The sequence below is a fragment of the Methylobacterium sp. Leaf89 genome (assembly GCF_001422215.1).
GTDB lineage: Bacteria > Pseudomonadota > Alphaproteobacteria > Rhizobiales > Beijerinckiaceae > Methylobacterium.
This window is the reverse complement of the sequence record NZ_LMML01000028.1, coordinates 143,870-166,382: the sequence shown is the minus strand read 5'-3', so window position 1 is coordinate 166,382 and position 22,513 is coordinate 143,870. Positions and strand designations below refer to the sequence as shown.

Sequence of the window (22,513 nt, the reverse complement as noted above, 5' to 3'; positions counted from 1 at the left end):
TCGCACGCTACACGGGAGCCGGGCCGCGCCCTGTCCCGGGCTGTCTCCTCCAGGTTCCCGATGCTCCTCGTCCGCTCCCTCGCGTTCAACCTCGCCTTCTACGTCGCCACGACCCTCATCGCGATCGGTGGGCTGCCGACCCTCGTCTCCCGGCGCGGGGTCATCCGGCTGGCCCAGCTCTGGGGCCGCGTCACCCTGTGGCTCCTGCGGGTGGTGGGCGGCATCACGGTGGAGTTCCGGGGCGTCGAGAACATCCCGTCCGGCCCCCTCCTGGTGGCGGCCAAGCACCAGTCGGCCCTGGAGACCCTGGCCCTCGTCACCGCCTTCCCGGACTTCGCCTACATCCTCAAGCGCGAGCTGCTCTGGATCCCGCTGATCGGGTGGTTCCTCTCGCGCTCCGGCATGGTCGCCATCGACCGCAGCAAGGGGGCCCGGGCGATGACCGCCATGAACGAGGCCGCCGCCCGGGCCATCCGGGACGGGCGTCAGCTCATCATCTTCCCCGAAGGCACCCGCCGCCCGCCCGGCGCGCCCCCCGCCTACAAGCTCGGCATCACCCACCTGTACGCTGCCCTCGGCGTGCCCTGCCTGCCCGTCGCCCTGAACACGGGCCTGCACTGGCCCCGCCGCCGCCTGGTCCGCCGGCCCGGCACTGCGGTGATCGAGTTCCTCGCCCCGATCGCGCCGGGCCTGGACCGGGCCCGCTTCCTCGAGGTGGTCCAGGGCCGGATCGAGTCCGCGTCGGACGCGCTGCTGGCCGCCGGCCGGAACGAGCTCGCGGCCGCCGGGCACGCGATTCCGAATGCCGTCCCGGCCTCTCCGGCCAAGGCCCGGCGGAACGGATCGCCCATCGCCTGAGGGGGTCGCCGGGGCCGGGTTGCCCCTGTGTACGACTTGTGGATAACTTCCGTCATCCCCATCTCATTCGAGGCCGGGGCGTCGTCCTTGACGCCAACGAACCGTTAAGATTAATGTGGAACAAATGGCGAACAAGAGAGCCCTGTCCTGGTCGGCCGCCCTGCGCGACCTGAAGGACGATCGAGCACGGAGACAGGAAGTGCGCGAGGAACGCCTGAGGACGACGGCCGGCCTGCGCGGGACCCCCGCCCTGGTGCTCAGCGCCTGGCGCGGCCGGTCCGGCCGCCGCTACGTGGTCGGCATCCATGAGCTGGCCGAGCCCGAGCTCGACGACATGGGCGAGGCCGTGGTGATGGCGGTGCGCCGCGACGCCTCGGGCGTCGGCGAACTCGTCTCGGTGGCCTCCGCCGGGCAGAGCCCGCGGGAACGCCTGCACCGGAACTGGATCGCCCGGGCCCGGCACAAGGGCGCGACCGAGATGCATGTCCACCGGCTGGCCGAGGACGAGGCCGAGCGCGAGGCCATCGTGGCCGATCTCGGGAGTGAGCAGAAGGCCGACGCCGCGAACTGATCGGGCGGAGCGGTCGCTCCGCTGACGTCACGGCTTCGCGTTTTGCAGCGCCCGTGGGGCCCTGCCATGCTTTCGCCGCCGAGACCCTGCCAAGCCTTGCATCCGGGCTGCCCCGACGATGGCCGCAGGCCCGTGACGCGAGCGCAGGATACCGACACGCGATGGCGCAGAGCCCGACCCCGACCCGTCCCCTCTCGCGCAAGGGGCTGTTCCTCCCCTACATTCTCCTCGCCACCCTCGTGATCGCCTGGTCGCTCGGGTGGTTCTACATCCGCCACCGGGCCGCCTCCGAGATGGATGGCTGGATCGCGCAGGAAGCGGCCGCGGGCCGGACCTGGACCTGCGCCGACCGCAGCATCACCGGCTATCCCTTCCGCATCGAGCTGCGCTGCGCCTCCCTGGCCTTCAGCCGCTCCGACAGCCGCTTCACCCTCGGGCCGGTCACGGCGGTGACCCAGGTCTACCAGCCGCGCCAGGGCATCCTCGAGGTCGGCGGGCCGTTCCACGTCGAGCAGGGCGACCTCACGGCGGACGCGACCTGGACCTCCCTGGAGGGCAGCTTCCATGGCGCCTCCGACGGCTTCGTGCGTGCCTCCGTGGTGGCCAACGGCGCCAAGGGCGTGGTGCGCGGCGCCGGTCCCGAGCCGATCGCGTTCGACACCCAGCACCTCGAGCTCCACGCCCGTCCGACCCCGGGCCGCTTCGAATCGGAGGGGTCCATCGACACCAGCCTGCGGGCGAACCGGATTCGCCTGCCGCTGGTCGACGCGGCGCTGGGCAATGCCGACCCGGCCGACCTCGCCCTCGACGCCACCGTGAGCCGTGCCACGGCCCTCGGCACCGGCACCGTGGCCAAGGAGCTGGAGGACTGGCGCCAGGCCGGCGGCGGCCTCGACATCGCGCTGCTGTCCCTGGCCAAGGGCGAGCGCCGGCTCCAGGCCAAGGGCCGCCTCGACCTCGACGCCGCGCACCGGCTCCAGGGCCAGCTCGACCTGCGCGCGGCCGGCGTCGAGGCCCTGGTCGGCCAGGTCATGGGCCAGCGCTTCGGTGCCGAGAAGGGCGCGCTGATCGGCAGCCTCGTCGGCCAGCTCCTCGGGCGTCGCAGCCAGGCCAGTGCCGAGGCCGGCGTCGCGGCCCCGGCCGACGATGCCCTCAAGCCCCTGCCGCCCCTGCGCCTCGCCGAGGGCCGCCTGATGCTCGGCCCGTTCCCGATCCCCAACGTGCAGCTGCCGCCGCTCTACTGAGCGACCGCCCGCGCGGGGGACGCGCCTCAGGCCGCGGGGTCGCTCGGGCGCCCGCGGCCGAAATCGGCCTCGGCCGTCTCCTGGCCCATGGCGACGATGCCCCGGCGGATGGCGCGGGTGCGGGTGAAGAGGTCGTGCAGGGCCTCGCCGTCGCCCCAGCGGATCGCCCGGGCCAGGGCCGCGAGGTCCTCGTTGAAGCGCCCCAGCATCTCCAGCACCGCGTCCTTGTTGGTCAGGAACACGTCCCGCCACATGGTCGGGTCGGAGGCGGCGATGCGGGTGAAGTCGCGAAAGCCGCCGGCCGAGAACTTGATCACCTCGGACTGGGTCACGGCCTCGAGGTCGGCGGCGGTGCCGACGATGTTGTAGGCGATGAGGTGCGGTACGTGGCTGGTGATGGCCAGGACGAGGTCGTGATGCTCCGGCGTCATCGTCTCGACGATGGCGCGCAGGCCTTCCCAGAAGGCCTGGACTCGCGCGGTCGCAGCCGGGTCGGTGTCCTCGGCCGGAGTGAGGATGCACCAGCGTCCGGAGAACAGGGTCGAGAATCCGGCATCCGGCCCCGAATACTCGGTGCCGGCCACGGGGTGCGCCGGCACGAAATGCACGCCGGCGGGCAGGTGCGGCGTGACGGCCGCCACCACCGAGGCCTTGACCGAGCCGACATCCGACACGATGGCTCCCGGCTTCAGGGCCGGACCCAGGATCTCGGCCACCGCGCCGACGGCGCCCACCGGTACGCACAGGATGACGAGATCGGCCCCCGCCACGCCCGCGGCGAGGTCGTCCGTGGCCGTGTCCGCGAGGCCGAGCGCCCGCACCCGCTCCAGTACCGCGGCGTCGCGGTCGAGGGCGACGATGCGCCGGGCGAGGCCGAACTGCCGGGCGCCCCGGGCGATCGAGGAGCCGATCAGCCCGAGGCCGACGATGGCCAGGGTCTCCAGGAGGGGCGCGTCGATCTCAGCCACGGGTCTCGCCCCGCACGAAGGCGGTCAGGGCGTCGAGGAAGGCGGTGTTCGCCTCCTCGCCGCCGACGGTGACGCGCAGGGCGTGGGGCAGCCCATAGGACGAGACCCGCCGGGTGATGACGCCCCGGGCGGAGAGGAACGCGTCGGCCTCGGCGGCCGTGCGGCCCGGCGCGTCGGGGAAGTGGACGAGGATGAAGTTCGCGACGCTCGGCGTCACGGTCAGCCCGAGTTCCTGCACCGCCCCCGTCATCGTGGCGAGCCAGGTGTCGTTGTGGGCGACGGCGGCGGCCACGTGCACGTCGTCCGCGATGGCGGCCGCCCCGGCGGCGATGCCGGCCCCCGACAGGTTGAAGGGTCCCCGGATGCGGTTGATCGCGTCGACCACTTCCGACGGGCCGACCATCCAGCCGATGCGGAGCGCCGCCAGCCCGTGGATCTTCGAGAAAGTCCGGGTCATCACGACGTTGTTGGCCTCGAGCGCGAGGTCGAGGCCGGCGCTGTAGTCGTTCGCCCGCACGTATTCCGCGTAGGCGCCGTCGAGGACGAGGAGGACGTGGGGCGGCAGGCCCGCATGCAGGCGCCGGATCTCGTCGAAGGGCAGGTAGGTGCCCGTCGGGTTGTTGGGGTTGGCGAGGTAGACGATCCTGGTGCGCGGCGTGACGGCGGCCAGCAGCGCGTCGACGTCGGCGCGCAGGTCGCGCTCGGGCACCACCACGGGGGTGCCGCCGGCGGCCAGGATGGCGATCCGGTAGACCAGGAAGCCGTGCTCGGTGAAGATCCCCTCGTCGCCGGCCCCGAGATACGCATAGGCCAGGAAGGACAGGAGCTCGTCGGAGCCCGCGCCGCAGACGATCCGCGCCGGGTCGAGGCCGTAACGGGCGGCGATCGCCTCGCGCAGCGCCCGGGACGTGCCCTCCGGGTAGAGTTCGAGCTTGGCGGCTTCTGCCCGCATCGCCGCCACCGCCTTCGGGCTCGGGCCCAGCGGGGTCTCGTTCGAGGAGAGCTTGTGCACCTTGGCATGGCCGGGCGCCCCGCTCTTGCCGGGCACGTAGGCCTCGATGGCGAGGACGCCGGGGCGGGGCACCGGGCGTGAGGGAGCGACGGGGGCGGAGGTGGGGGACGAGGACATGGACGAGGACCTGGCGGCCGCCGGTGGATCGGCGAAGCGCCCGTCTAACAAAGCTGGCCCGGCTTTGCGAGCGGGCCCCGTGCCTCCGGCCCGCGTCCCTCGGACCCGCATGCGTCAGATCCGCGTCCCTCAGACCCGGAAGCGGGCGGCGTGGCTGCCGATCTCGTCGAGGGTCTCGGGGGCGGCGCCGGCCCGGGTCAGGGCCTCGTGCAACTGCCGGGCGCTGACCCCGCCGGGGACGGCGAGGAGCAGGCCGTGCCCGTCCGGCCCGGCTGCGCGGGCGACGACCTCGCCGTAGAGGTCCTGCAGGGCGCGCGCGGCCTCCGGCTCCCAGGCGGCGACGCGGGTGGCATGGAGGACCCAGTCGCGCTGGGCCGCCGCCGGATCGTCCAGCGGGTTCGAGACCACGAAGACCGGGGTTCCGGCCGGGTGGGTGGGCCGCTCGATGAAGGGCAGGCGCGCGATGACCTTGGGCCGGCCGGCGCCCACGAGCCCTTCCCACCAAGGCGCGGCGTCGGTGGTGGCGCCCGAGCCGTCGGGGTCGAGGCGGAAGATGCCGAGGTCGCCGCGGGAGGCGGCCACCGCCTCGATCACCGCGAGGCAGGTGGGGTGGGGCCGGTAGGGCACCGTGAAGCCGAAATGGAAGCGGGTGGAATCGCGCATCGGCGCATCCCCGCCCGAGATGTCCGCATGGACCGAGAACGGCGCCTGTACGTAGGTGAAGGTGGCGATGATGACCCGCCAGATCCCCTCCACGGTGTCGAGGGGCAGGAGCCCGCGATGGCGCTCGGCGACGCGCCGCATCATCGAGGCCTCGCGTCCGGGCCGGAAGGCCGAGCCGCTGGCCGAGGTGCGCTTGACCGCGATCAGCCGGTCGATGATCGACCCGCGCTGGATCAGCAGGGCGTGCATCTCGGCGTCGATCCGATCGATCTCGGCGCGCAGGTCGCCGAGATTGTCGAGGGGCGGCGCGGGTCTCGTCGTGAAGCGCATCGGGGGCTCGCGAGGGTGCGGTGGGGACGATCGGGGGAGCCGGCGCCGGGGTCTCGCCTCCCGGGCGCCACCGCCCCGGTCTACGATCGCGCGCGCCGAAGGGCCAGAGCCGTTTGCCCGGAACCGGCGCGACGGGGCGGTTGTGAAACCGTGGGCGGGCCCCAAGCGCGGTGCGTGGCCCTTTCGTTGACGCGTGAGGGAGCGCACACTACCTCAACGCCTCACGACGCATGGTCTTCTCTCCGGATGGCACGCCGAGCCGTCCCTTCCGTCCCGCCCGGACCGACGCGCCGTCTCCTCCAACCCGTTTCATGACCATGTCGCTGGATACCGCCCTCAAGCCAGGCACGCCCGAAGACGAATCGGTGCGCGCCGACGCGCCGGGCGCCGAGCTGTCCCAGGCCCGCGAGCCCAAGGGCCTCGTGGCGCAGTTCGGCCTGGACGAGCCCCTGGCGATGGATGCCGGCGTGCAGCTCGCACCGTTCCAGATCGCCTACCAGACGGCGGGCACCCTCAACGCGGACCGCTCCAACGCCGTCCTGATCTGCCACGCGCTCACGGGCGACCAGCACTTCGCCCACACCCATCCGGTGACGGGCAAGCGCGGCTGGTGGGAGACCCTGGTGGGGCCGGGCAAGCCCGTGGACACCGACCGCTACTTCGTCGTCTGCTCCAACGTCATCGGCTCGTGCATGGGCTCCACCGGCCCGGCCTCGATCGACCCGGCCACGGGCCGGGCCTACGGCCTCGACTTTCCCCTCGTGACCATCCGCGACATGGTCCGGGCCCAGGCCATGCTGCTCGACCGGCTCGGCATCCGCGACCTGTTCCTCTGCATCGGCGGTTCCATGGGCGGCATGCAGGTGCTGCAATGGGCCGCGAGCTACCCCGAGCGGGTCTTCGCCGCGATGCCGATCGCCACCGGGCCCCGCCACTCCGCGCAGAACATCGCCTTCCACGAGGTCGGCCGGCAGGCGATCATGGCCGATCCCGCCTGGGCCGAGGGGCGCTACCTCGAGGCCGGCACCCGGCCGGCCAAGGGCCTCGGCGTCGCCCGCATGGGCGCGCACATCACCTACCTGTCGGAGCCGGCCCTGCACCGCAAGTTCGGCCGCCGCTTCCAGGGTGGCTCGGCACCCACCTTCTCGTTCAACGCCGACTTCCAGATCGAGAGCTACCTGCGCCACCAGGGCCTCAGCTTCGTCGAGCGCTTCGACGCCAACGCCTATCTCTACCTCACCCGGGCGATGGACTATTTCGACCTCGCCGCCGACCAGGGTGGAGTGCTGGCCAAGGCCTTCCGGGGCACGAAGACCCGGTTCTGCGTGATCTCCTTCACCTCCGACTGGCTGTTCCCGACCTCCGAATCCCGCGCCATCGTCCACGCCCTGAACGCGGCCTCGGCCCCGGTCGCCTTCGTGGAGGTCGAGAGCGACAAGGGCCACGACGCCTTCCTCCTCGACGAGCCGGCGATGTTCGCCGCCGCACGCGGCTACATCGACGCCGCCGCCCGGGCCCGCGGCCTGTGACGGGATCGGAGAGGTTCGCGCACCGGCCCTGGGAGGCGGCGGAGACGCTGCCGCGCGAGGAGGCCGGCAGCACCCGCGTCGACCACCTCGTGGTGCTCGACCTCGTGCCGGCGAACGCCCGGGTCCTCGACATCGGCTGCGGCGATGGCGCCCTGCTCGCCCTGCTGCGCGACCGGCGCGGCGTGGACGGGCGCGGCATCGAGCTGTCGCGGGAGGGCGTGAACGCCTGCCTCGCCCGGGGCCTGCCGGTGATCCAGGGGGACGCCGACACCGATCTGGCGAACTATCCCGACGACGCCTTCGACGTGGTCGTCCTGTCCCAGACCATCCAGGCGACGCGCAACCCGCGCATCGTGCTGGAGCACCTCCTGCGCATCGGCCGGCAGGTGATCATCTCCTTCCCGAATTTCGGCCATTGGCGGGTGCGCTCGGAACTCGCCCTGCGGGGTCGCATGCCGGTCACGGCCCTGATGCCCGAGGAATGGTACGAGACCCAGAACATCCATCACTGCACGATCCGCGACTTCGTCGGCCTGTGCCGGACCGTGAACGCCGAGATCGAGAAGGCCACCGCCCTCGATGCCAGGGGCCGGCCGATGCGCTTCGCGATGCCCTGGTGGGTCTGGAACCTGATGGGCGCGCAGGGCGTGTTCCTGCTGCGACGGGGCGGCGGCCCGGGCGGCGACACCCAACCCGCGGCCTGAGCCGCTGTTGCACGTGAAAACCCTTAACCCCGTCGCGCGCGCCGGATGAGCAGCGTCGCGACCTCGTAGGTGACCTGCGCGCCCCCCGCCTCGAAGCCCCGCAGCACCCGCCGCATCGTGCCCGGCGCGAGGGTCCGCGCGGCGCCGGGCGTCCCGGCGCCGATGGCGCGCAGGGAACCCAGGAAGGCCCGGCCGTCGGCATGGGCCTCGACCACGGGCTCGGCGGAGACCGCGAGGGTGCAGCCCGGACAGGCCAGCGCGGCGAGGTCCGACAAGGCCGGATAGACGGGCGTCGCCGCCTCCAGGCCCAGGGCCGCATGCGCCGCCCGCCACTCGGCGAAGGTGCCCGCGCCCAGCGTCGCCACCGCCAGCAGGCCGCCGGGGGCCAGCAGCGCGGCGAGGCGCGCCAGGGTTCCGGGAAGGTCCTCGAACCATTGCGCCGCGAGGCTCGAGGCGATGAGGTCGAAGCCGGGCGCGCAGGCCGGCCGCTCGGCATCCATGACGACGAAGCGCAGGTCCGCGGTTCCGGCGAGGCGGGCGCGGCAGCGCTGCACCATGGCGGGGGCGAGGTCCGAGGCGAAGAGAACGCCCCCCGGCAGGTGCCGGCGCAGGTGCGCGGTCAGCAGGCCGGTGCCGCAGCCGATCTCGAGGATGCGCGGCGCCCGTGCCAGGGGCTCGGCCCCGATGCGCCGGGCCAGGCGCTCCGCCACCACGGCCTGGATCGCCGCCGCGCCGTCATAGCCCTCGGCCCCGTCGAAGGCCCGGGCCACGGCCTGTTTCCAGGAATGCATTGGGGCGATCGTCTGTAATACGGGCAGGGGCGAGGGGCAGTCGTCGTTCTATCTCGTCGGCTTGCCGCGTCGGGGCGCTACACCGCCAGGGCTTGCTCGATCATCCGTGCCACGGCGAGTGCCCGGCCATCGTCGCCGAAGCGGGCGACGACCTGAACGCCCAGGGGCAGGCCGTCCCCGGGGACCGGGACGGTGACGCAGGGCACGCCCATCAGGGTCCAGAGGCGGTTGAAGCGCGCGTCGCCCGTGGTGCCGAGGCCGGCCGGCGCCCGGCCCGGGGCCGACAGGGTCAGGATCGCGTCGAAATCTCCGAACAGGTCCTTCAACGCGCGCCGGGCCCGGTGCGCGGCGCGGCGCGCCGCGTCGTACTGAGCGGCGACGAGATCCTGGGCCGCATCGAGCTGCGTGCCGAGTTCCGGGCTGAGCTGCGCCCGGTGGTGGGCGTATTCCCAGGCCAGCGCCTGGCGTGCCTCGTAGTCCTGGATGACGGGGTGCTGCGCCCAGGCCTCCGGCAGCGGGGCCGGCAGGACGAGGTCGACGACCCGGGCGCCGGCGGCCTCGGCCGCGCGGGCGGCCCGGTGCAGGGCGGCGAGGGCGTCCGGGTCGGGCGCGTCGGCGAAGCCCTGGAGGCAGAGGCCGAGGCGCGGAGCCTGGGGGGCCGCGTCCAGGCCCAGGTCGAGGGCGGGCCGGTCGGCGATCAGGCTCAGGCCCTGGGCGACGTCGCGGATGCCGGCGCCGAACAGGCCGACGGTGTCCAGCGCCCAGGAGAAGGTCTTCACGCCCACCGTCGGCAGGAGCCGGAAGGACGGCTTGATCGCCGCCACCCCGCAGAAGGCCGCCGGCCGAATCACGGAGCCGCCGGTCTGGGTACCGAGCGCGAGGGGCACCATCCCGGCGGCGACGGCCGCGGCCGACCCCGCCGAGGAGCCGCCGGGCGTGTGGCCGGGGTCGCGCGGGTTCACCGTGGCGGTGGGATCGTGGCTGGCGAAGGGGGAGGTGCTGGTCTTGACCAGGGGCACGGCGCCGAGCGCCCGCAGACGCGCCACAATGGCGGCATCCGCCCTGGGCTGCCAGCCGGCATAGATCGAAGACCCCATCTGCGTCGGCAGGTCGGCGGTGTCGATGATGTCCTTGACCCCGACCGCGATGCCCGCCAGCGGCCCGGAGCCGGCGATCGCCGGGGCGGGATTTCGGCTGACGATCGCCCCGATGCCGGGGTCGCGGGCCGCGATGGCGGCCTCGGCGAGATGGATGGCGCCGGCGGGGTCGAGGGTGCCGGCGGCGATACGGGTGCGGAGATCGACGAGGGACAGCATGGGGGCTTGGTCCGGCCTCGGCCGCCTCCTGTCAACACCCGTCCACAGGGACGCCGCCCGCACCGCATCGTTGACGCAACGTTTACGGAACCCGGCGCATCGTCCGCGTCATGTGGCGTAGCGTATTCGCGTTCTCGGCCCTGACGCTGTTCGGCGCGGGCCTCACCGGCTGTGCACTCAACAAGTTTGAGCAGCGCGAGCCGTGGCGTGACCAGACCGAGCAGGCCTGCAACGCCAAGCGCCTGGTGGAGACGACGGAGTTCGTCACCGCCGTCAAGGAGATCAGCGGGCCGGGCGTCTGCGGCATGCTGCAGCCCTATCGCGTCACCCGCCTGGGCAAGGGAACCGTCGCCCTCAAGCAGCGGGTGACCCTGGCCTGCCCGGCGCTGACCGAGGCCGAGGCCTGGCTCGCCGACACGATCCAGCCGGCCGCGAACCTGTATTTCGGCCAGCCCGTGGCCGAGATCAACGCCGGCACCTATGCCTGCCGCGGCCGCAACAACCAGGCCGGCGCCAAGCTCTCCGAGCATTCCTTCGGCAATGCCGTCGACATCATGTCGTTCAAGCTCGCCGACGGCTACGTCATCACCGTGAAGGGCGGCTGGCGCGGCACCGAGGCCGAGCAGGGCTTCCTGCGCGAGGTCTTCCTCGGGGCCTGCGCCCGGTTCTCCACCGTGCTGGCGCCGGGCTCGAACGTCTTCCACTACGACCACATCCACGTCGACCTCGCCCGGCACGACCCGCGCGGCCTGCGTCGCATCTGCCAGCCGCTGATCAAGTTCACGCCGCAGCTCGGTGCCGACGGCGTGCCGCGCGCCACGGCCCGGCCCCGTCCGCCCGAGCGCCTGCCCGCCCCGCCCCAGGCCCCGATCGACGTGGAGGAGGACGATCCCTACGGCGTCGCCCCGATGTCGGCGCGCCAACCCGCGAAGGTTCCGGCCGCGCAGCTCGCCCACGGCCCGGCCCCCGTTCGTCCGACCGCTCCGCCGGTGGCCTACGCCGCCGCGCCGCGGGGTCCGGTGCCGCGCGCCCCGGCGCCCCGGGTCGCGGCCGCCCTCCCCCCGGAGGATTTCGCCGCCGAGCCGCTCTCGCTCGCGGCCCCCGGCCTCGCCGAACCGATCTACTGACAGGCGCGCTGGTCCCGCATCCGGGGTGTGCCCGGCGCACCCCAGGGTCCGCGGAAAGCGACGGCGCGGCCGGCCGCCTGCTTGACAGGGCGGGCCGAGCCGCCATCGTTCGGGTCAGCTCCACGGACTCCAGCGGAACAAAGACGCCGGCATGCGCCCGAATCCCCTCTCCACCGCCCTCGCCCTCGGCCTCGTCCTGGCGGGCGCCCTCCAGCCGGCGCTCGCCCGCTCCGGCCGCGAGGAGATCACCCCCGCCGAGGAGCGCGAATTCAACTACGACGCCGACATCCCCGGCTGCCAGGCCCCCGAGGTGCTGGAGCGGCTCTCGACGCACTTCGCCGAGAAGGAGGCGAAGTTCTGGAACTCGTCCCTGACCATCCTGCGCTACGAGCACATCGAGCGCACGGCCTGGCGCCCCTGGGGCCTCGACTACGTCCCGCGCCGCTTCTGCAGCGCCGTGGCCACCACCTCGGACGGCGTCCGCCGCAAGGTCGACTACTCGGTGCGCGACGGGCTCGGGATCATCGGCGCCGACTGGGGCATCGAGTTCTGCGTCCACGGCCTGGATCGCAACCTCGCCTACGCCTATTCCTCGGCCTGCCGCGAAGCCCGTCCGTGAGCCCTGCCGCCGGGCACCGGTCGCGCGCACGCGGCACCCTGGCGGGCCTGACCCTGGCGCTGATGGCGTCGGGCGGACCGGCGTCGCCGGCGATGGCGCAGGGTTTCGAGCGCGGTGGCACGCCGGGCACGTTCGACTTCTACGTCCTGGCCTTGTCCTGGTCGCCGACCTACTGCGAGGGGCCCGGCGCCCGGCGCGAGGCGCAGGGCCAGTGCCGGCCGGGACGCGGCCTCGGCTTCGTCGTCCACGGGCTCTGGCCGCAATACACCCGCGGCTACCCGTCCAACTGTTCCTCCGTCGAGCGGTCGCCCACCCGGCAGGCGATCGCGGTGGCGGGCGAGGTCTACCCGAGCGAGGGCCTCGCCCGGCACGAGTGGCGCACCCACGGCACCTGCTCGGGGCTCGACCCGGTCTCCTACTTCCAGGCGGCTCGCGACGCCCGGGCGGCGGTGACCCTTCCGGACGCCTTCAAGGCCCCCGAGCGCGACACCCGGATGGCGCCGATCGACATCGCCCGGCAGTTCGTGGCGGCCAACCGGGGCCTGCGTCCCGACATGATGTCGGTGACCTGCCGGGGCGGCCAGCTCCAGGAGGTGCGGATCTGCTTTGCCAAGGACCTGCGCGGCTTCACCCCCTGCCCCGAGGTGGCGCGCCAGAATTGCCGTGCCGACGCGGTCGCCATCGACGCCGCGCGGTAGATGATGCCGCGATCCCACCCCGGGCCGGAGCGCCGGGGGGCGGGGTGAGACAGGCCCGGACGCCATGAATTACCGCCACGCCTTCCACGCCGGCAATTTCGCCGATGTCCTGAAGCACCTCGTGCTGAGCCGGGTGCTGGCGCATCTCTGCCTGAAGCCCACGGGCTTCCGGGCGATCGACACCCATGCGGGCCTCGGCTTCTACGACCTCACCGCCGACGAGGCCGGTCGCACCGGCGAGTGGCGGGACGGCTGGGGCCGCCTCGACTCCCCCTTTCCCGAGGCCGTGGAAGCCCTGCTCGGGCCCTACCGCGCGGCGGTGGCGGCGGTGCAGGAGCGGCACGGGGCCGACACCTATCCCGGCTCGCCCGCCCTGATCCGCGAATTCCTGCGGCCCACCGACCAGGGCGTGTTCGTGGAGCTGCACCCGGCGGATGCCGAGATCCTGCGGGCGCGCTTCAACCAGGATTCCCTGTCGAAGGTGATGCATCGCGACGGCTGGACCGCGCTCAACGCGCTGATCCCGCCGCCGGAGCGCCGCGGCGTGGTCCTGATCGACCCGCCCTACGAGGAGCTCGGCGAGATCGACCGCCTCGGAACGGCCTTGGCCAGGGCGGTGGCCAAGTGGCCCACCGGGATCTATCTCGGCTGGTACCCGATCAAGGACGTGGCCAAGGTCGACCACATGGTGGCGCAGCTCGACCGGGTTCTCGCCCGCCCGGCCCTGCGCCTCGACCTCATGGTGTCCGAACCCGATCCGACCCGGCTCAACGGCAACGGCCTCATCGTCGTCAACCCGCCGTGGCGGCTCGCCGAGGAAGCGACGCTGTTCCTGCCGGCGCTCGCCGAACGCCTGGCCCGCACCGATTACGGCGCCTTCCGCTGCGAGGCCTTCGGCCCCGAGCCCTAGAGGTCGTCAGGGATCGGCGGAAACCGGTTATCCCGAAGAGACGAACGACGTGACCGCAATCGAGGGTCTGTCTGGTTCAGGAGGAACCTGACAGACCCTGGGCGCTCAGGCTCTTGGCATTCAGGCGACCAGGCGCCCTTCCAGGGGGAACACCTTGGCGGGGTTCATCAGCCAGTGCGGGTCGAAGACGTTCCGCACCCGCATCTGCTGCTCCAGGTCTTCCTGGGCGTACTGGAAGCGCATGAGCTCGCGCTTCTCGATGCCGACGCCGTGCTCGCCCGTGAGGCAGCCGCCGACCTCGACGCAGAGCTTGAGGATCTCGTCGCCGGCCGCCTCCGCCTTCTCCATCTCGCCCGGCTTGTTGATGTCGAACAGGATCAGCGGGTGCAGGTTGCCGTCGCCGGCATGGAACACGTTGGCGACGCGCAGGCCCTTCTCGGCGCAGATCGCCCCGATGCGCTCCAGCACCCCGGGGAGCTGCCCGGTGGGGATGGTGCCGTCCATGCAGATGTAGTCCGAGATCCGGCCGGTGGCGCCGAAGGCGGACTTGCGGCCCTTCCAGATGGCGGCGCTCTCGGCCTCGGATTTCGAGACCCGGATGCTCGTCGGGTTGAAGTCGCTGGCGATGGCCTCGATGCGGGCGAGCATCGCCGTGCACTCGGCGTCGGACCCCTCGACCTCAATGATCAGCATGGCCTCGGCGTCGCGCGGATAGCCCGCCTGGGCGAAGTCCTCGGTGATCAGGATCGCCTCGCGGTCCATGTACTCGATCGCCACCGGGATGATGCCCGCGCCGATGATCGCGGCCGTGCAGGCGCCCGCATCCTCCACCGAGCCGAAGCCGACCAGCGCCGGGCGCGCGCCCTCCGCCGCCCGCAGGATGCGCACGGTCGCCTCGGTGACGATGCCGAGCTGCCCCTCCGAGCCGCAGACGAGACCGAGGAGGTCGTAGCCGGGCGCATCGAGATGCGTGCCGCCGATCGTCACCACGGTGCCGTCGTTCATCACGAGGGTCACGCCGAGCAGGTTGTTGGTGGTCACCCCGTACTTGAGGCAGTGCGCCCCGCCCGAATTCATCGCGATGTTGCCCGCGATGGTGCACGCGAGCTGGCTCGAGGGGTCGGGGGCGTAGAAGAAGCCCTCGTGGCTGACCGCGCCCGAGATGGCCAGGTTGGTGATGCCGGCCTCGACCCGCGCGGTGCGGTTCTCGAAATCGATGTCGAGGATGCGGTTCATCTTCGAGATGCCGAGGATCACCGCATCCTCCTGGGCGATGGCGCCGCCGGCCAGGGAGGTGCCGGCGCCCCGCGGCACCACCCGGACGCCGTTGGCGTGGCAGAACGCCATCACGGCCGAGACCTCGGCGGTGGTGGAGGGCAGCACCACGGCCAGGGGCATCTTGCGGTAGGCGGTGAGCCCGTCGGTCTCGAAGGCGCGGCGCTCGTCCTCCGTCGTGACCAGGGCCTCCGGAGCGACCAGGGGGGCGAGGCCCGCGATGATCGCCTCGCGGCGGGCGACGATGGCGGCATCGGGCACGGGAAAGGCGATCGACATGGGCATGTCCTCCGGGGGCGGGCCATCTTCATCATCCGCTCAGCCGCGATCGCCTATGAGCAAGCGGCGGTGAGAGACGGAGGGACGGACGGCGCTTTGCGGTGGACCTTAGGACAAACGCCGGCGCGGCGCATCCGGTTCGTGGCCTCGACCGCGGCGGCGGAACCGAACGCCGCCGGGGAAGCTTCCTTTGGCCGCAGCTCATCGCGGCGGACCTTGCGCGTTCCTGTCTCGATCTGTTCTAAACGGGTAAGCTCTGCCATAAGCCCGAGCGGCTGAAGCCGCTTCTAGGAGGAAAAACACGATGCGTCATGTCATGTTCGGCGCCGCCCTGGCCCTGCTGCTGCCTCTGTCGGCGCATGCCGAGGGCGACGCCGCCGCCGGCGAGAAGGCCTTCGCCCCCTGCAAGGCCTGCCACAACTTCGAGAAGAACGGCGTCGGCCCGACCCTGAAGGGCGTCGTGGGCTCGAAGGCCGGCGAAGGCGCGGACGGCTACGCCTTCTCGGCGGCCCTGAAGGCCTCCGGCATCACCTGGGACGAGGCCAATCTCCACGAGTGGCTGGTCGACCCGAAGAAGAAGGTTCCGGGCACCAAGATGGTCTTCCCCGGCATCAAGGACCCCAAGAAGGTCGACGACATCATCGCCTACCTCAAGACCAAGTCCTGATCCTGACGACCTGATCCCGAGGCCCGGGGTTCCGCGATCGGTCCGGCCTGTCCTTCGGGGCCGGCCGGGATCATCCGCCCGGGCTCGATCAGGAAGCCGTTCCCGCCACGGCGGGAGCGGCTTTTTTCATGCCTCGCGTCCCTCAGGATCCACGTCGCGCGGCGTCGCGGCCGGAGGGAACGGAGCGGTCCCTCCCCTCGCCGAGGCTGATTTGGTCTTCGCCGGCGCCGGCCTGGCCCTCGCCGAGGCCCGCATGCAGCGCGCCGCGCAGGTTCATCAGGATGTCGAGGAGGGCCCGCCGCCCCTCGAGATCGAGGCCGGTCAGGCCGCCCACCTCGTCCGGCACGCATTCCATCCGGCCGCGCAGGGCCCGGCTCTGCTCGGTCAGGAAGATGCTCACCTGCCGCTCGTCGGCCCGGTCCCGCGCCCGCTTCACGTGGCCGGCCGCCTCCAGGCGCTTGAGCAGGGGCGTCAGGGTTCCGGAATCCAGGAACAGGCGCTGGCCGATCTCCTTGACCGTCAGCCCCTCCTCCTCCCACAGGACCAGCAGGACCAGATATTGCGGGTAGGTCAGGTCATGCGCGGCCAGCAGGGCCCTATAGGCCCGTCCGAAGGCATGGGCCGTGGCATAGACGGCAAAGCAGAGCTGGCTGTCCAGGCTCAGGGCGTCCGGGGATGCCGGCTCCGCCACCGGCTCCCGGCGCGTGCGGGTCTGCCGTCCCGACATATTCAACGATCCTTCACGATGGGCCGCGCGCCGAACTCGGGCCGCGGGACCGATCTTATTCAAATTTCATATTGCGCACAATCAAGTTCTATGCGAGGAAATAACTAGGTTGCGCGCAATCGATATGGGCCGGCCCCGGCCGGACCGACGCGTGCGATCCCCGCGTTCGTTCAGCAGGAGAGACCGACATGAAGGCACTCTACACCGCCCACGCCCATGCCACCGGCGGCCGTGAAGGCTCCGCCGCGACCGACGATGCCAAGGTGGACGTCAAGCTCTCCACCCCCAAGGAGCTGGGCGGCGGCGGTGGCGCCGGCACCAACCCGGAGCAGCTCTTCGCGGCCGGCTACGCTGCCTGCTTCCTCGGCGCGATCAAGTTCGTGGCCGGCAAGGACAAGATCACGGTGTCGGAGGAGTCCAAGATCGAGTCGAGCGTCGGCATCGGCCCGCGGGACGACGGTACCGGCTTCGGCCTCGTCGTCGCCCTCAAGGCGACCCTGCCGGGCCTCGACCGGGCGGTGGCCGAGGATCTGGTGAAGCGCGCCGACGTGGTGTGCCCCTACTCCCACGCCACCCGCGGCAACATCCAGGTCGACATCTCGGTCGCCTGACGGCTCCCGGCCGTGGAGCAGGACTCCCCGGCCCCGTCGTGCGCCTGGGACGTCAGAAGTGGCGTCCCAGGACCTCGCGCACCCGCTCGACCATCTCGGCCACCGGCACCGAGAACTGGGCCGGGCGCGCGGCTTTCCAGGCGGCGTTGCTGGTGATGGCGGCCGCCGCCTTGGCGCCCTCAATCAGGTCCTTGATCTGGACCTCGCCGGCCTCGCGCTCGTTCGAGCCCTGGATGATGGCGCAGGGGGATCCGCGCCGGTCGGCGTATTTCATCTGCGCCTTCATGCCCGAGCCGCCGAGATAGAGTTCGGCCCGGATGCCGGCCGCGCGCAGGCTCGCCACCAGCCGCTGGTAATCGGCGACGTTGTCGCGGTCGAGCACCAGGACCACCACCGGACCGGGCTTGGCGATGCCCTCGAGCAGCGGGCTCTTCACGAGCTGCAGGGCCGAGAACAGGCGCGAGACGCCGATGGAGAAGCCGGTGGCCGGCACCGGCTCGGCCCGGAAGCGCCCGACGAGGCCGTCGTAGCGCCCGCCGCCCGAGACCGAGCCGAAGCGCACCACCTGCCCGTCCTCGTTGGTCACCGGGAAGGTCAGCTCCGCCTCGTAGACCGGGCCGGTGTAGTATTCGAGCCCGCGCACCACCGAGGGGTCGATGCGGATGCGGGCGTCGTAGCCGGCCGCCGCGAACAGGGCGGCCATGTCGGCGAGCTCGCGCACGCCCTCCAGGCCGATGGCGCTGCCCGCCAGGGAGGTTTCGAAGTTCGCCAGGGTGGTGGCGTTGTCGGCCGGCGCCGATCCCGCTCCGGTCCAGCCGGTGAAGGCCAGCACCCGGCCGATCGCCTCATCGGGCAATCCGGCGCCCTTGGTGAAGTCGCCGCTCTCGTCCTTGCGCCCCGCGCCCAGCAACTCGCGCACGCCCGCGTCGCCGAGGCGGTCGAGCTTGTCGATGGCGCGCAGCACGGTCAGGCGCTGACCGGCCTTGTCGGGACCGCTGAGCCCGATCGACTCCATCAGCCCGTCGAGCACCTTCCGGTTGTTGACCTTGACCACGTACTGGCCGGTGAGCCCGAGCTTCTCAAGGGTGTCGGCCATCAGCATGCAGATCTCGGCATCCGCCGCCACCGAGGCGGCGCCCACGATGTCGGCGTCGAACTGCATGAACTGGCGGAAGCGCCCCGGACCCGGCTTCTCGTTGCGGAAGACGTAGCCGGCGCGGAAGCTCCGGTAGGGCTTGGGGATCGCGTCGAAGTGCTCGGCCACGTGCCGGGCCAGGGGGGCGGTGAGGTCGTAGCGCAGCGAGAGCCAGGATTCGTCGTCGTCCTGGAAGGAGAACACGCCCGCGTTCGGCCGGTCGAGGTCGGGCAGGAACTTGCCCAGCGCCTCGGTGTACTCGACGAAGGGCGTCTCCAGCGCCTCGAAGCCGAAGAGTTCGAAGCTCTGCCGGATCGTCTCCAGCATGCGGTGCTGGGCGGCGATCTCGTCCGCGCGCCGGTCGACGAAACCGCGCGGCAGGCGCGGCTTCAGGGTGTCGGCCTTCGTTGAATCGGCCTTGGCCATGGTGATCTTCGCGTCCATCGGGGCTGTTCGGGGTCCCGGGGGCTCTATCGCGGGTGGCGGGGGGCGGCAAGCAGGGGGGCGTTCAGAGCCTCAGGGCCAGGAGGGCCGCGAGGCTGAGGAGGGCGATGGGGATCTGCACCGGGCGCAGGCGCGCGAAGAACAGGGGCGCCTCGCCCCGCCGTGCCGCGATCGGGTCGAGCACCGCGATCGCCCCGAATCCGACGAGGAGCAGGACCAGCGCGGCCACTGCCGCGTCCAGGGTCGCCAGCGCCAGGGCGACGAAGCCGAGGCTGAACAGCCCGATCATGGTGGCCATCTGGGTGAGGGTCGGCCCGCCCTCGGTGCGGAAGCTGAGGCCCCGGCGCACGCCCGACAGGAACAGCAGGATGGCGCAGCCCCAGAGGATCGTCAGGAGCAGGGCGGCCTCGCCCAAGGGATCGCCGGGCCGGACCCAGGCGGTGACGGCACCGACCACGAAGGGCAGCATCGGGCCGTAGCCGAACACGATGCTGAGCCAGGGGACGGCGCGCGGTTCGGTGACCCGCAGGGTCCGTCCGTCGGGTCGATCGTGCATGGTCGGGGGCTCCGGTGGCTGAGGCTCCCTCGCCAAACCGGGGCGGGGGCGGCCTGTTCCGCCGGGCGGCAATCCGCCCTCAGGCGGTCTCCGGCTCGCGCGCGCCCCGAGCCTTCTCGGTGCCGCGGCCGGGTTCGCTCCCGCTCTCGGCGGCGGCGCCGTTCGCGGACGACCCGTCGCCCGGATGTCCGTCACCTTCGCCTCGGCCGCGACTCTCGCTGGTGGTGTCGAGCCACAGGACGAGGCCGAGGGCGACGAGGGCGGGCGCCCCCAGCGCCAGGAAGGCGCCGGTCCAGCCGAGCATCGCCTGGGCGAGGCCGCCGTACCAGGCCGAGAGGGCGCCGCCGATGCCCTGGAGGGCGTTGAGGGCGCCGAGCGCCGTCTGGGTGCGACCGGAGCCCCAGGTCAGGTCGGCCACCACCACCGGCACGGCCACGCCGATGATGCCGGAGGCGACGCCGTCGAGGATTTCGGCCGAGATCAGCCAGAGGGGATCGTCGATGAAGGCCGAGAGCGCGGCGCGGACCGGCAGCACCGCGCAGGCGGCGATGAGGAGCTGGCGCCGCCCGCGCCGGTCGGCGAGCGATCCGGCGAAGAGCGCCACGGGGATCATCACCAGCTGCGCCACCATGACGTAGCGGGCGGTCCAGCTCGTGGCGTCGACGGCGGTGGCCACCAGCTTCTGGCCGAGCAGCGAGAGCATGCCGCCGTTGCCGAGGTTGAACAGGGCCAGCGCCACGGCGAGGACGAGGAGCTTGCGGTTGGCCACGATGCTGCGCAGGCCGGCGCGCTCGGGCGTGTCGTCGCCCTCCTCCTGCCAGCCCACGGCCCGGCGCTCGCTGTAGCAATGCCCCGGCGTCGTCAGCGCCGCCACGATGGCCAGCACCGCCATGGCGCCTAGCACCCAGAAGGCGATGGCGGGGCCGAACCAGCCGGTGCCGAGGCTGATGCCGCCGGCCGCGAGCAGGATGCCGAGATGGTTGAAGGCCTGGTTGCGGCCCTGTTGCTTCGGAAAGCGGTCCTTGCCGACGATGCCGAGGGTCAGGGCGGTGACGGCCGGCAGCAGCAGCGTGCCGCCCGCCGCCGCCATCATCTGCGCGGCGAAGACCGGGATGACGCCGCGTGCGGGGAGCAGCAGCAGGGTGCCGCACAGGATGGCGCCGCAGGCCACGGCGATCAGCATCCGGGGCCGGCCGAGGCGGTCGACCAGGGCGCCGAAGGGGCCGCTGAGGAGGAGGGAGCCGATCCCCACCAGGGTGGTGACGAAGCCGATCCGCGAGGGGCTCCACGACGCGGCTTCCGCGAGCCAGGTGCCGAGGAACGGTCCGAGCCCGCCCTGGATGTCGCCCGTGAAGACGTTGATCAGGGCGAGGTGGTGTGTGGCGAGCATGCGATCCCGGGGCTGAGGCGATCCGGCGACCGGCGGCACGCGGGGCCGCGGCCGGACTGGCTGCGAGTAACGGCCAAGTCCGGCCTTCGATCCTCAGGACCCCGGATCCCGCCCCGGGCGGACGGGGCGCGACGCGCGCTCTCAGGAGGCGAGCGGGCCGGTCTCGCCCTGGGCCTGGGCTTCCATGGCCTTCTGGCGGTAGAGGCCGACGAAGTCGATCGGGTCGATGTAGAGGGGCGGGAAGCCGCCGTTGCGCACGGCCTCGGCGACGATCTGGCGCGCGAAGGGGAAGAGCAGGCGCGGGCACTCGATCATCACGGCCGGGTGGAGCTGGTCCTGCGGGATGTTGCGCATGCGGAAGATGCCCGCATAGGTCAGCTCGAAGGCGAACAGCACCTCGTTGGCGATCTTGGCATCGCCTTCCAGGGTCAGGTCGACCTCGAAATCGAACTCGGCCACCTGCTTGGCGTTGACGTTCACCTGGATGTTGATCTGCGGCCCGCTTTCCTGCGGCTGCAGGGAGCGCGGCGCGTTCGGATTCTCGAAGGAGAGATCCTTGGTGTACTGCGCGAGCGCGTTGATCGTCGGCGTCGCGTCGTCGGTCTGCGCCGTGGCGCCACCGTTGCCGTTCGGTGCCGGAGTGTCGGCCATGGCGTTCTGTCCTCTTCCTGGATCGTCGGGGCGCGGTGGGGCCCGGGTCTGATGCGCTCTCCCGGGGGCGAACCCCGTGGGCGCCGATCCCGGTCGCCCGGAACCGGGCGCACCGGCCTGCACACTGGCCTGCCACCACCGCCCGGCCCGCGCGATAGCGCGCTATCACGCTCGCCCGCACGGGACAAGGCGAGCCCAGGAGCCCGGGACGCGGGACCCGTCGGGGCCGCCGCCGGGTCAAGGCGGCGCAGGCGCGCGCCCTCGCCTGGAATCGCCGCCCGCGATATCCATATCTCCGCACGAGCCCGGAGGTTCGACCCCGATCGAGACTTCCGCGCGCAGGAACCCGGCCTGCGCCTTGCGCGGGGCCGGGGGAATGCGCGACATGGCCAGATCTTTCTGGCCAGATCTCTCCCGGCCAGATCCTTCCTGGCCGGACTTATTCGGCCGGGCGTGTCTCGGCCACGCATGTCAGCCGAGGACCCGGGCCGGGTTTCCAGAGCCCCGTGAAGTAACGTATTCGTGCCACGGCCACGATCGGATCAGTGATGCAGGACTCCTTCGACTTGACGACCCTGATCTTTCTCGCGCTGGCGGTCTTCGTCATCTGGCGCCTGCGCTCGGTGCTGGGTCAGAAGACCGGCACGGAGCGCTCGCCCTTCAAGCCGGTGGACCGCAGCCGCACCGAGCCGCCGGCCCGCGGGGAAGGCGACAACGTCGTGCGCCTGCCCGGCGCCGACCGGGTCCAGCCCCCGGCCGATCGCGGCCAGACCGCGGTGAAGACCGACGTGCGCGACTGGCGCGGCATCGCCGAGCCCGGCTCGGCCATCGCCCAGGGCCTCGAATCCATCGTCCAGGTCGAGCCCGCCTTCGATCCGCGCGCCTTCGTGGAGGGGGCCCGCAGCGCCTACGAGGCGATCGTGATCGCCTTCGCCAAGGGCGACCGCAAGACCCTGCGCAGCCTGCTCTCCCGCGAGGTCTGCGAGGGCTTCGAGCGCGAGATCGACGCCCGCGAGGCCCGCCGCGAGACCGTGGAGACCACCTTCGTCTCCCTCGACAAGGCCGAGATCGTGGCCGTCGACGTGAAGAACCGCGTCGCGCAGGTCACCGTGCACTTCCTCTCCCACCTCATCACCGCCACCCGCAACGCGCAGGGGCAGGTGACCGACGGCAGCGCCGAGGCGGTGGTCGAGGTGCCGGACGTCTGGACCTTCGCCCGGACGCTGGGCACCCGCGACCCGAACTGGCAGCTCGTCGCCACGGAAGCCGGCGCCTGAGCCTCAAGGGGCCCAAGGTCGCGTGATCCGGTTCTCCCGTCCCG

The 22,513-nt window shown here is 72.2% G+C and carries 23 protein-coding genes; 12 read left to right on the top strand and 11 right to left on the bottom strand.

The window, feature by feature from the left end:
• The first annotated feature begins 60 nt into the window (after positions 1-60).
• From ASF18_RS12020 to ASF18_RS12010, 3 genes are all read left to right on the top strand, one after another.
• Entirely contained in the window at positions 61-858 is a 798-nt protein-coding gene (locus ASF18_RS12020) for a lysophospholipid acyltransferase family protein (RefSeq protein ID WP_056351837.1), read from the top strand.
• A gap of 124 nt (positions 859-982) precedes the next feature.
• Positions 983-1,429, top strand: a complete 447-nt coding sequence (locus ASF18_RS12015; RefSeq protein ID WP_055946546.1) for a hypothetical protein — start codon at positions 983-985, stop codon at positions 1,427-1,429.
• A gap of 161 nt (positions 1,430-1,590) precedes the next feature.
• A complete protein-coding gene (locus ASF18_RS12010) occupies positions 1,591-2,673 on the top strand; it encodes a DUF2125 domain-containing protein (protein WP_056351835.1) in 1,083 nt (360 codons plus the stop codon).
• Between the two features lie 26 nt (positions 2,674-2,699).
• On the opposite strand, the gene ASF18_RS12005 is transcribed toward ASF18_RS12010, so the two are convergent.
• The 3 genes from ASF18_RS12005 to ASF18_RS11995 form a co-directional block, all read right to left on the bottom strand.
• On the bottom strand, positions 2,700-3,632 hold the full coding sequence (locus tag ASF18_RS12005) for a prephenate/arogenate dehydrogenase family protein (RefSeq protein ID WP_056352766.1): 933 nt from the start codon (positions 3,630-3,632) through the stop codon (positions 2,700-2,702).
• A gap of 1 nt (position 3,633) precedes the next feature.
• Positions 3,634-4,770, bottom strand: a complete 1,137-nt coding sequence (locus tag ASF18_RS12000) for a histidinol-phosphate transaminase (protein ID WP_056351832.1) — start codon at positions 4,768-4,770, stop codon at positions 3,634-3,636.
• A gap of 129 nt (positions 4,771-4,899) precedes the next feature.
• The gene (locus ASF18_RS11995; protein WP_056351829.1) at positions 4,900-5,763 is read right to left on the bottom strand and encodes a chorismate mutase; all 864 of its coding nucleotides are present in this window, start codon (positions 5,761-5,763) and stop codon (positions 4,900-4,902) included.
• Positions 5,764-6,074: 311 nt separating this feature from the next.
• On the opposite strand from ASF18_RS11995, the gene ASF18_RS11990 reads away from it, so the two are divergent.
• Both ASF18_RS11990 and metW read left to right on the top strand, forming a co-directional pair.
• A complete protein-coding gene (locus tag ASF18_RS11990) occupies positions 6,075-7,292 on the top strand; it encodes a homoserine O-acetyltransferase (protein WP_056276378.1) in 1,218 nt (405 codons plus the stop codon).
• The gene (metW, locus tag ASF18_RS11985) at positions 7,289-7,996 is read left to right on the top strand and encodes a methionine biosynthesis protein MetW (protein ID WP_082487441.1); all 708 of its coding nucleotides are present in this window, start codon (positions 7,289-7,291) and stop codon (positions 7,994-7,996) included. The genes ASF18_RS11990 and metW overlap by 4 nt, the downstream gene beginning before the upstream one ends.
• Positions 7,997-8,019: 23 nt before the next feature.
• Here the strand turns inward: metW and ASF18_RS11980 are convergent, their stop codons facing one another.
• Both ASF18_RS11980 and ASF18_RS11975 read right to left on the bottom strand, forming a co-directional pair.
• A complete protein-coding gene (locus ASF18_RS11980) occupies positions 8,020-8,787 on the bottom strand; it encodes a methyltransferase domain-containing protein (RefSeq protein ID WP_056351826.1) in 768 nt (255 codons plus the stop codon).
• 77 nt (positions 8,788-8,864) lie between these two features.
• Complete coding sequence (locus tag ASF18_RS11975; protein WP_056351824.1) at positions 8,865-10,103, bottom strand: amidase; 1,239 nt, start codon at positions 10,101-10,103, stop codon at positions 8,865-8,867.
• 110 nt (positions 10,104-10,213) lie between these two features.
• Here ASF18_RS11975 and ASF18_RS11970 point away from each other — a divergent pair, with 110 nt between their 5' ends.
• The 4 genes from ASF18_RS11970 (at position 10,214) to rlmJ (ending at position 13,457) form a co-directional block, all read left to right on the top strand.
• On the top strand, positions 10,214-11,230 hold the full coding sequence (locus ASF18_RS11970; RefSeq protein ID WP_056351819.1) for an extensin family protein: 1,017 nt from the start codon (positions 10,214-10,216) through the stop codon (positions 11,228-11,230).
• Between the two features lie 151 nt (positions 11,231-11,381).
• The gene (locus ASF18_RS11965; RefSeq protein ID WP_056218471.1) at positions 11,382-11,849 is read left to right on the top strand and encodes a hypothetical protein; all 468 of its coding nucleotides are present in this window, start codon (positions 11,382-11,384) and stop codon (positions 11,847-11,849) included.
• A gap of 62 nt (positions 11,850-11,911) precedes the next feature.
• Positions 11,912-12,547 (top strand): ribonuclease T2, encoded by a 636-nt coding sequence (locus ASF18_RS11960; protein ID WP_056276715.1) that lies wholly within the window; start codon positions 11,912-11,914, stop codon positions 12,545-12,547.
• A gap of 64 nt (positions 12,548-12,611) precedes the next feature.
• The gene (gene rlmJ, locus ASF18_RS11955) at positions 12,612-13,457 is read left to right on the top strand and encodes a 23S rRNA (adenine(2030)-N(6))-methyltransferase RlmJ (protein WP_056351816.1); all 846 of its coding nucleotides are present in this window, start codon (positions 12,612-12,614) and stop codon (positions 13,455-13,457) included.
• Positions 13,458-13,577: 120 nt separating this feature from the next.
• Here the strand turns inward: rlmJ and ASF18_RS11950 are convergent, their stop codons facing one another.
• Positions 13,578-15,011, bottom strand: a complete 1,434-nt coding sequence (locus ASF18_RS11950) for an FAD-linked oxidase C-terminal domain-containing protein (RefSeq protein ID WP_056218466.1) — start codon at positions 15,009-15,011, stop codon at positions 13,578-13,580.
• A gap of 304 nt (positions 15,012-15,315) precedes the next feature.
• On the opposite strand from ASF18_RS11950, the gene ASF18_RS11945 reads away from it, so the two are divergent.
• Positions 15,316-15,678, top strand: coding sequence for a c-type cytochrome (locus tag ASF18_RS11945; protein WP_056218463.1), 363 nt, complete (start codon positions 15,316-15,318; stop codon positions 15,676-15,678).
• A 142-nt stretch (positions 15,679-15,820) separates the two neighbouring features.
• On the opposite strand, the gene ASF18_RS25060 is transcribed toward ASF18_RS11945, so the two are convergent.
• Positions 15,821-16,405 (bottom strand): MarR family transcriptional regulator, encoded by a 585-nt coding sequence (locus ASF18_RS25060; RefSeq protein WP_156394222.1) that lies wholly within the window; start codon positions 16,403-16,405, stop codon positions 15,821-15,823.
• Between the two features lie 188 nt (positions 16,406-16,593).
• On the opposite strand from ASF18_RS25060, the gene ASF18_RS11935 reads away from it, so the two are divergent.
• Positions 16,594-17,016, top strand: coding sequence for an organic hydroperoxide resistance protein (locus ASF18_RS11935; protein WP_055946503.1), 423 nt, complete (start codon positions 16,594-16,596; stop codon positions 17,014-17,016).
• A gap of 52 nt (positions 17,017-17,068) precedes the next feature.
• Here the strand turns inward: ASF18_RS11935 and hisS are convergent, their stop codons facing one another.
• The 4 genes from hisS to secB all read right to left on the bottom strand — a co-directional run bounded on the left by hisS (position 17,069) and on the right by secB (position 21,192).
• Complete coding sequence (gene hisS / locus ASF18_RS11930) at positions 17,069-18,577, bottom strand: histidine--tRNA ligase (RefSeq protein WP_056352762.1); 1,509 nt, start codon at positions 18,575-18,577, stop codon at positions 17,069-17,071.
• 82 nt (positions 18,578-18,659) lie between these two features.
• Positions 18,660-19,151, bottom strand: a complete 492-nt coding sequence (locus ASF18_RS11925) for a DUF3429 domain-containing protein (protein ID WP_056218460.1) — start codon at positions 19,149-19,151, stop codon at positions 18,660-18,662.
• A 79-nt stretch (positions 19,152-19,230) separates the two neighbouring features.
• Positions 19,231-20,541 carry an MFS transporter gene (locus ASF18_RS11920; RefSeq protein ID WP_082487439.1) on the bottom strand — a complete coding sequence of 437 codons (1,311 nt, stop codon included), beginning with the start codon at positions 20,539-20,541 and terminating at the stop codon, positions 19,231-19,233.
• A 141-nt stretch (positions 20,542-20,682) separates the two neighbouring features.
• Complete coding sequence (secB, locus tag ASF18_RS11915; protein ID WP_056218455.1) at positions 20,683-21,192, bottom strand: protein-export chaperone SecB; 510 nt, start codon at positions 21,190-21,192, stop codon at positions 20,683-20,685.
• Positions 21,193-21,740: 548 nt separating this feature from the next.
• On the opposite strand from secB, the gene ASF18_RS11910 reads away from it, so the two are divergent.
• On the top strand, positions 21,741-22,469 hold the full coding sequence (locus tag ASF18_RS11910) for a Tim44/TimA family putative adaptor protein (protein WP_056218452.1): 729 nt from the start codon (positions 21,741-21,743) through the stop codon (positions 22,467-22,469).
• Positions 22,470-22,513: the final 44 nt, after the last annotated feature.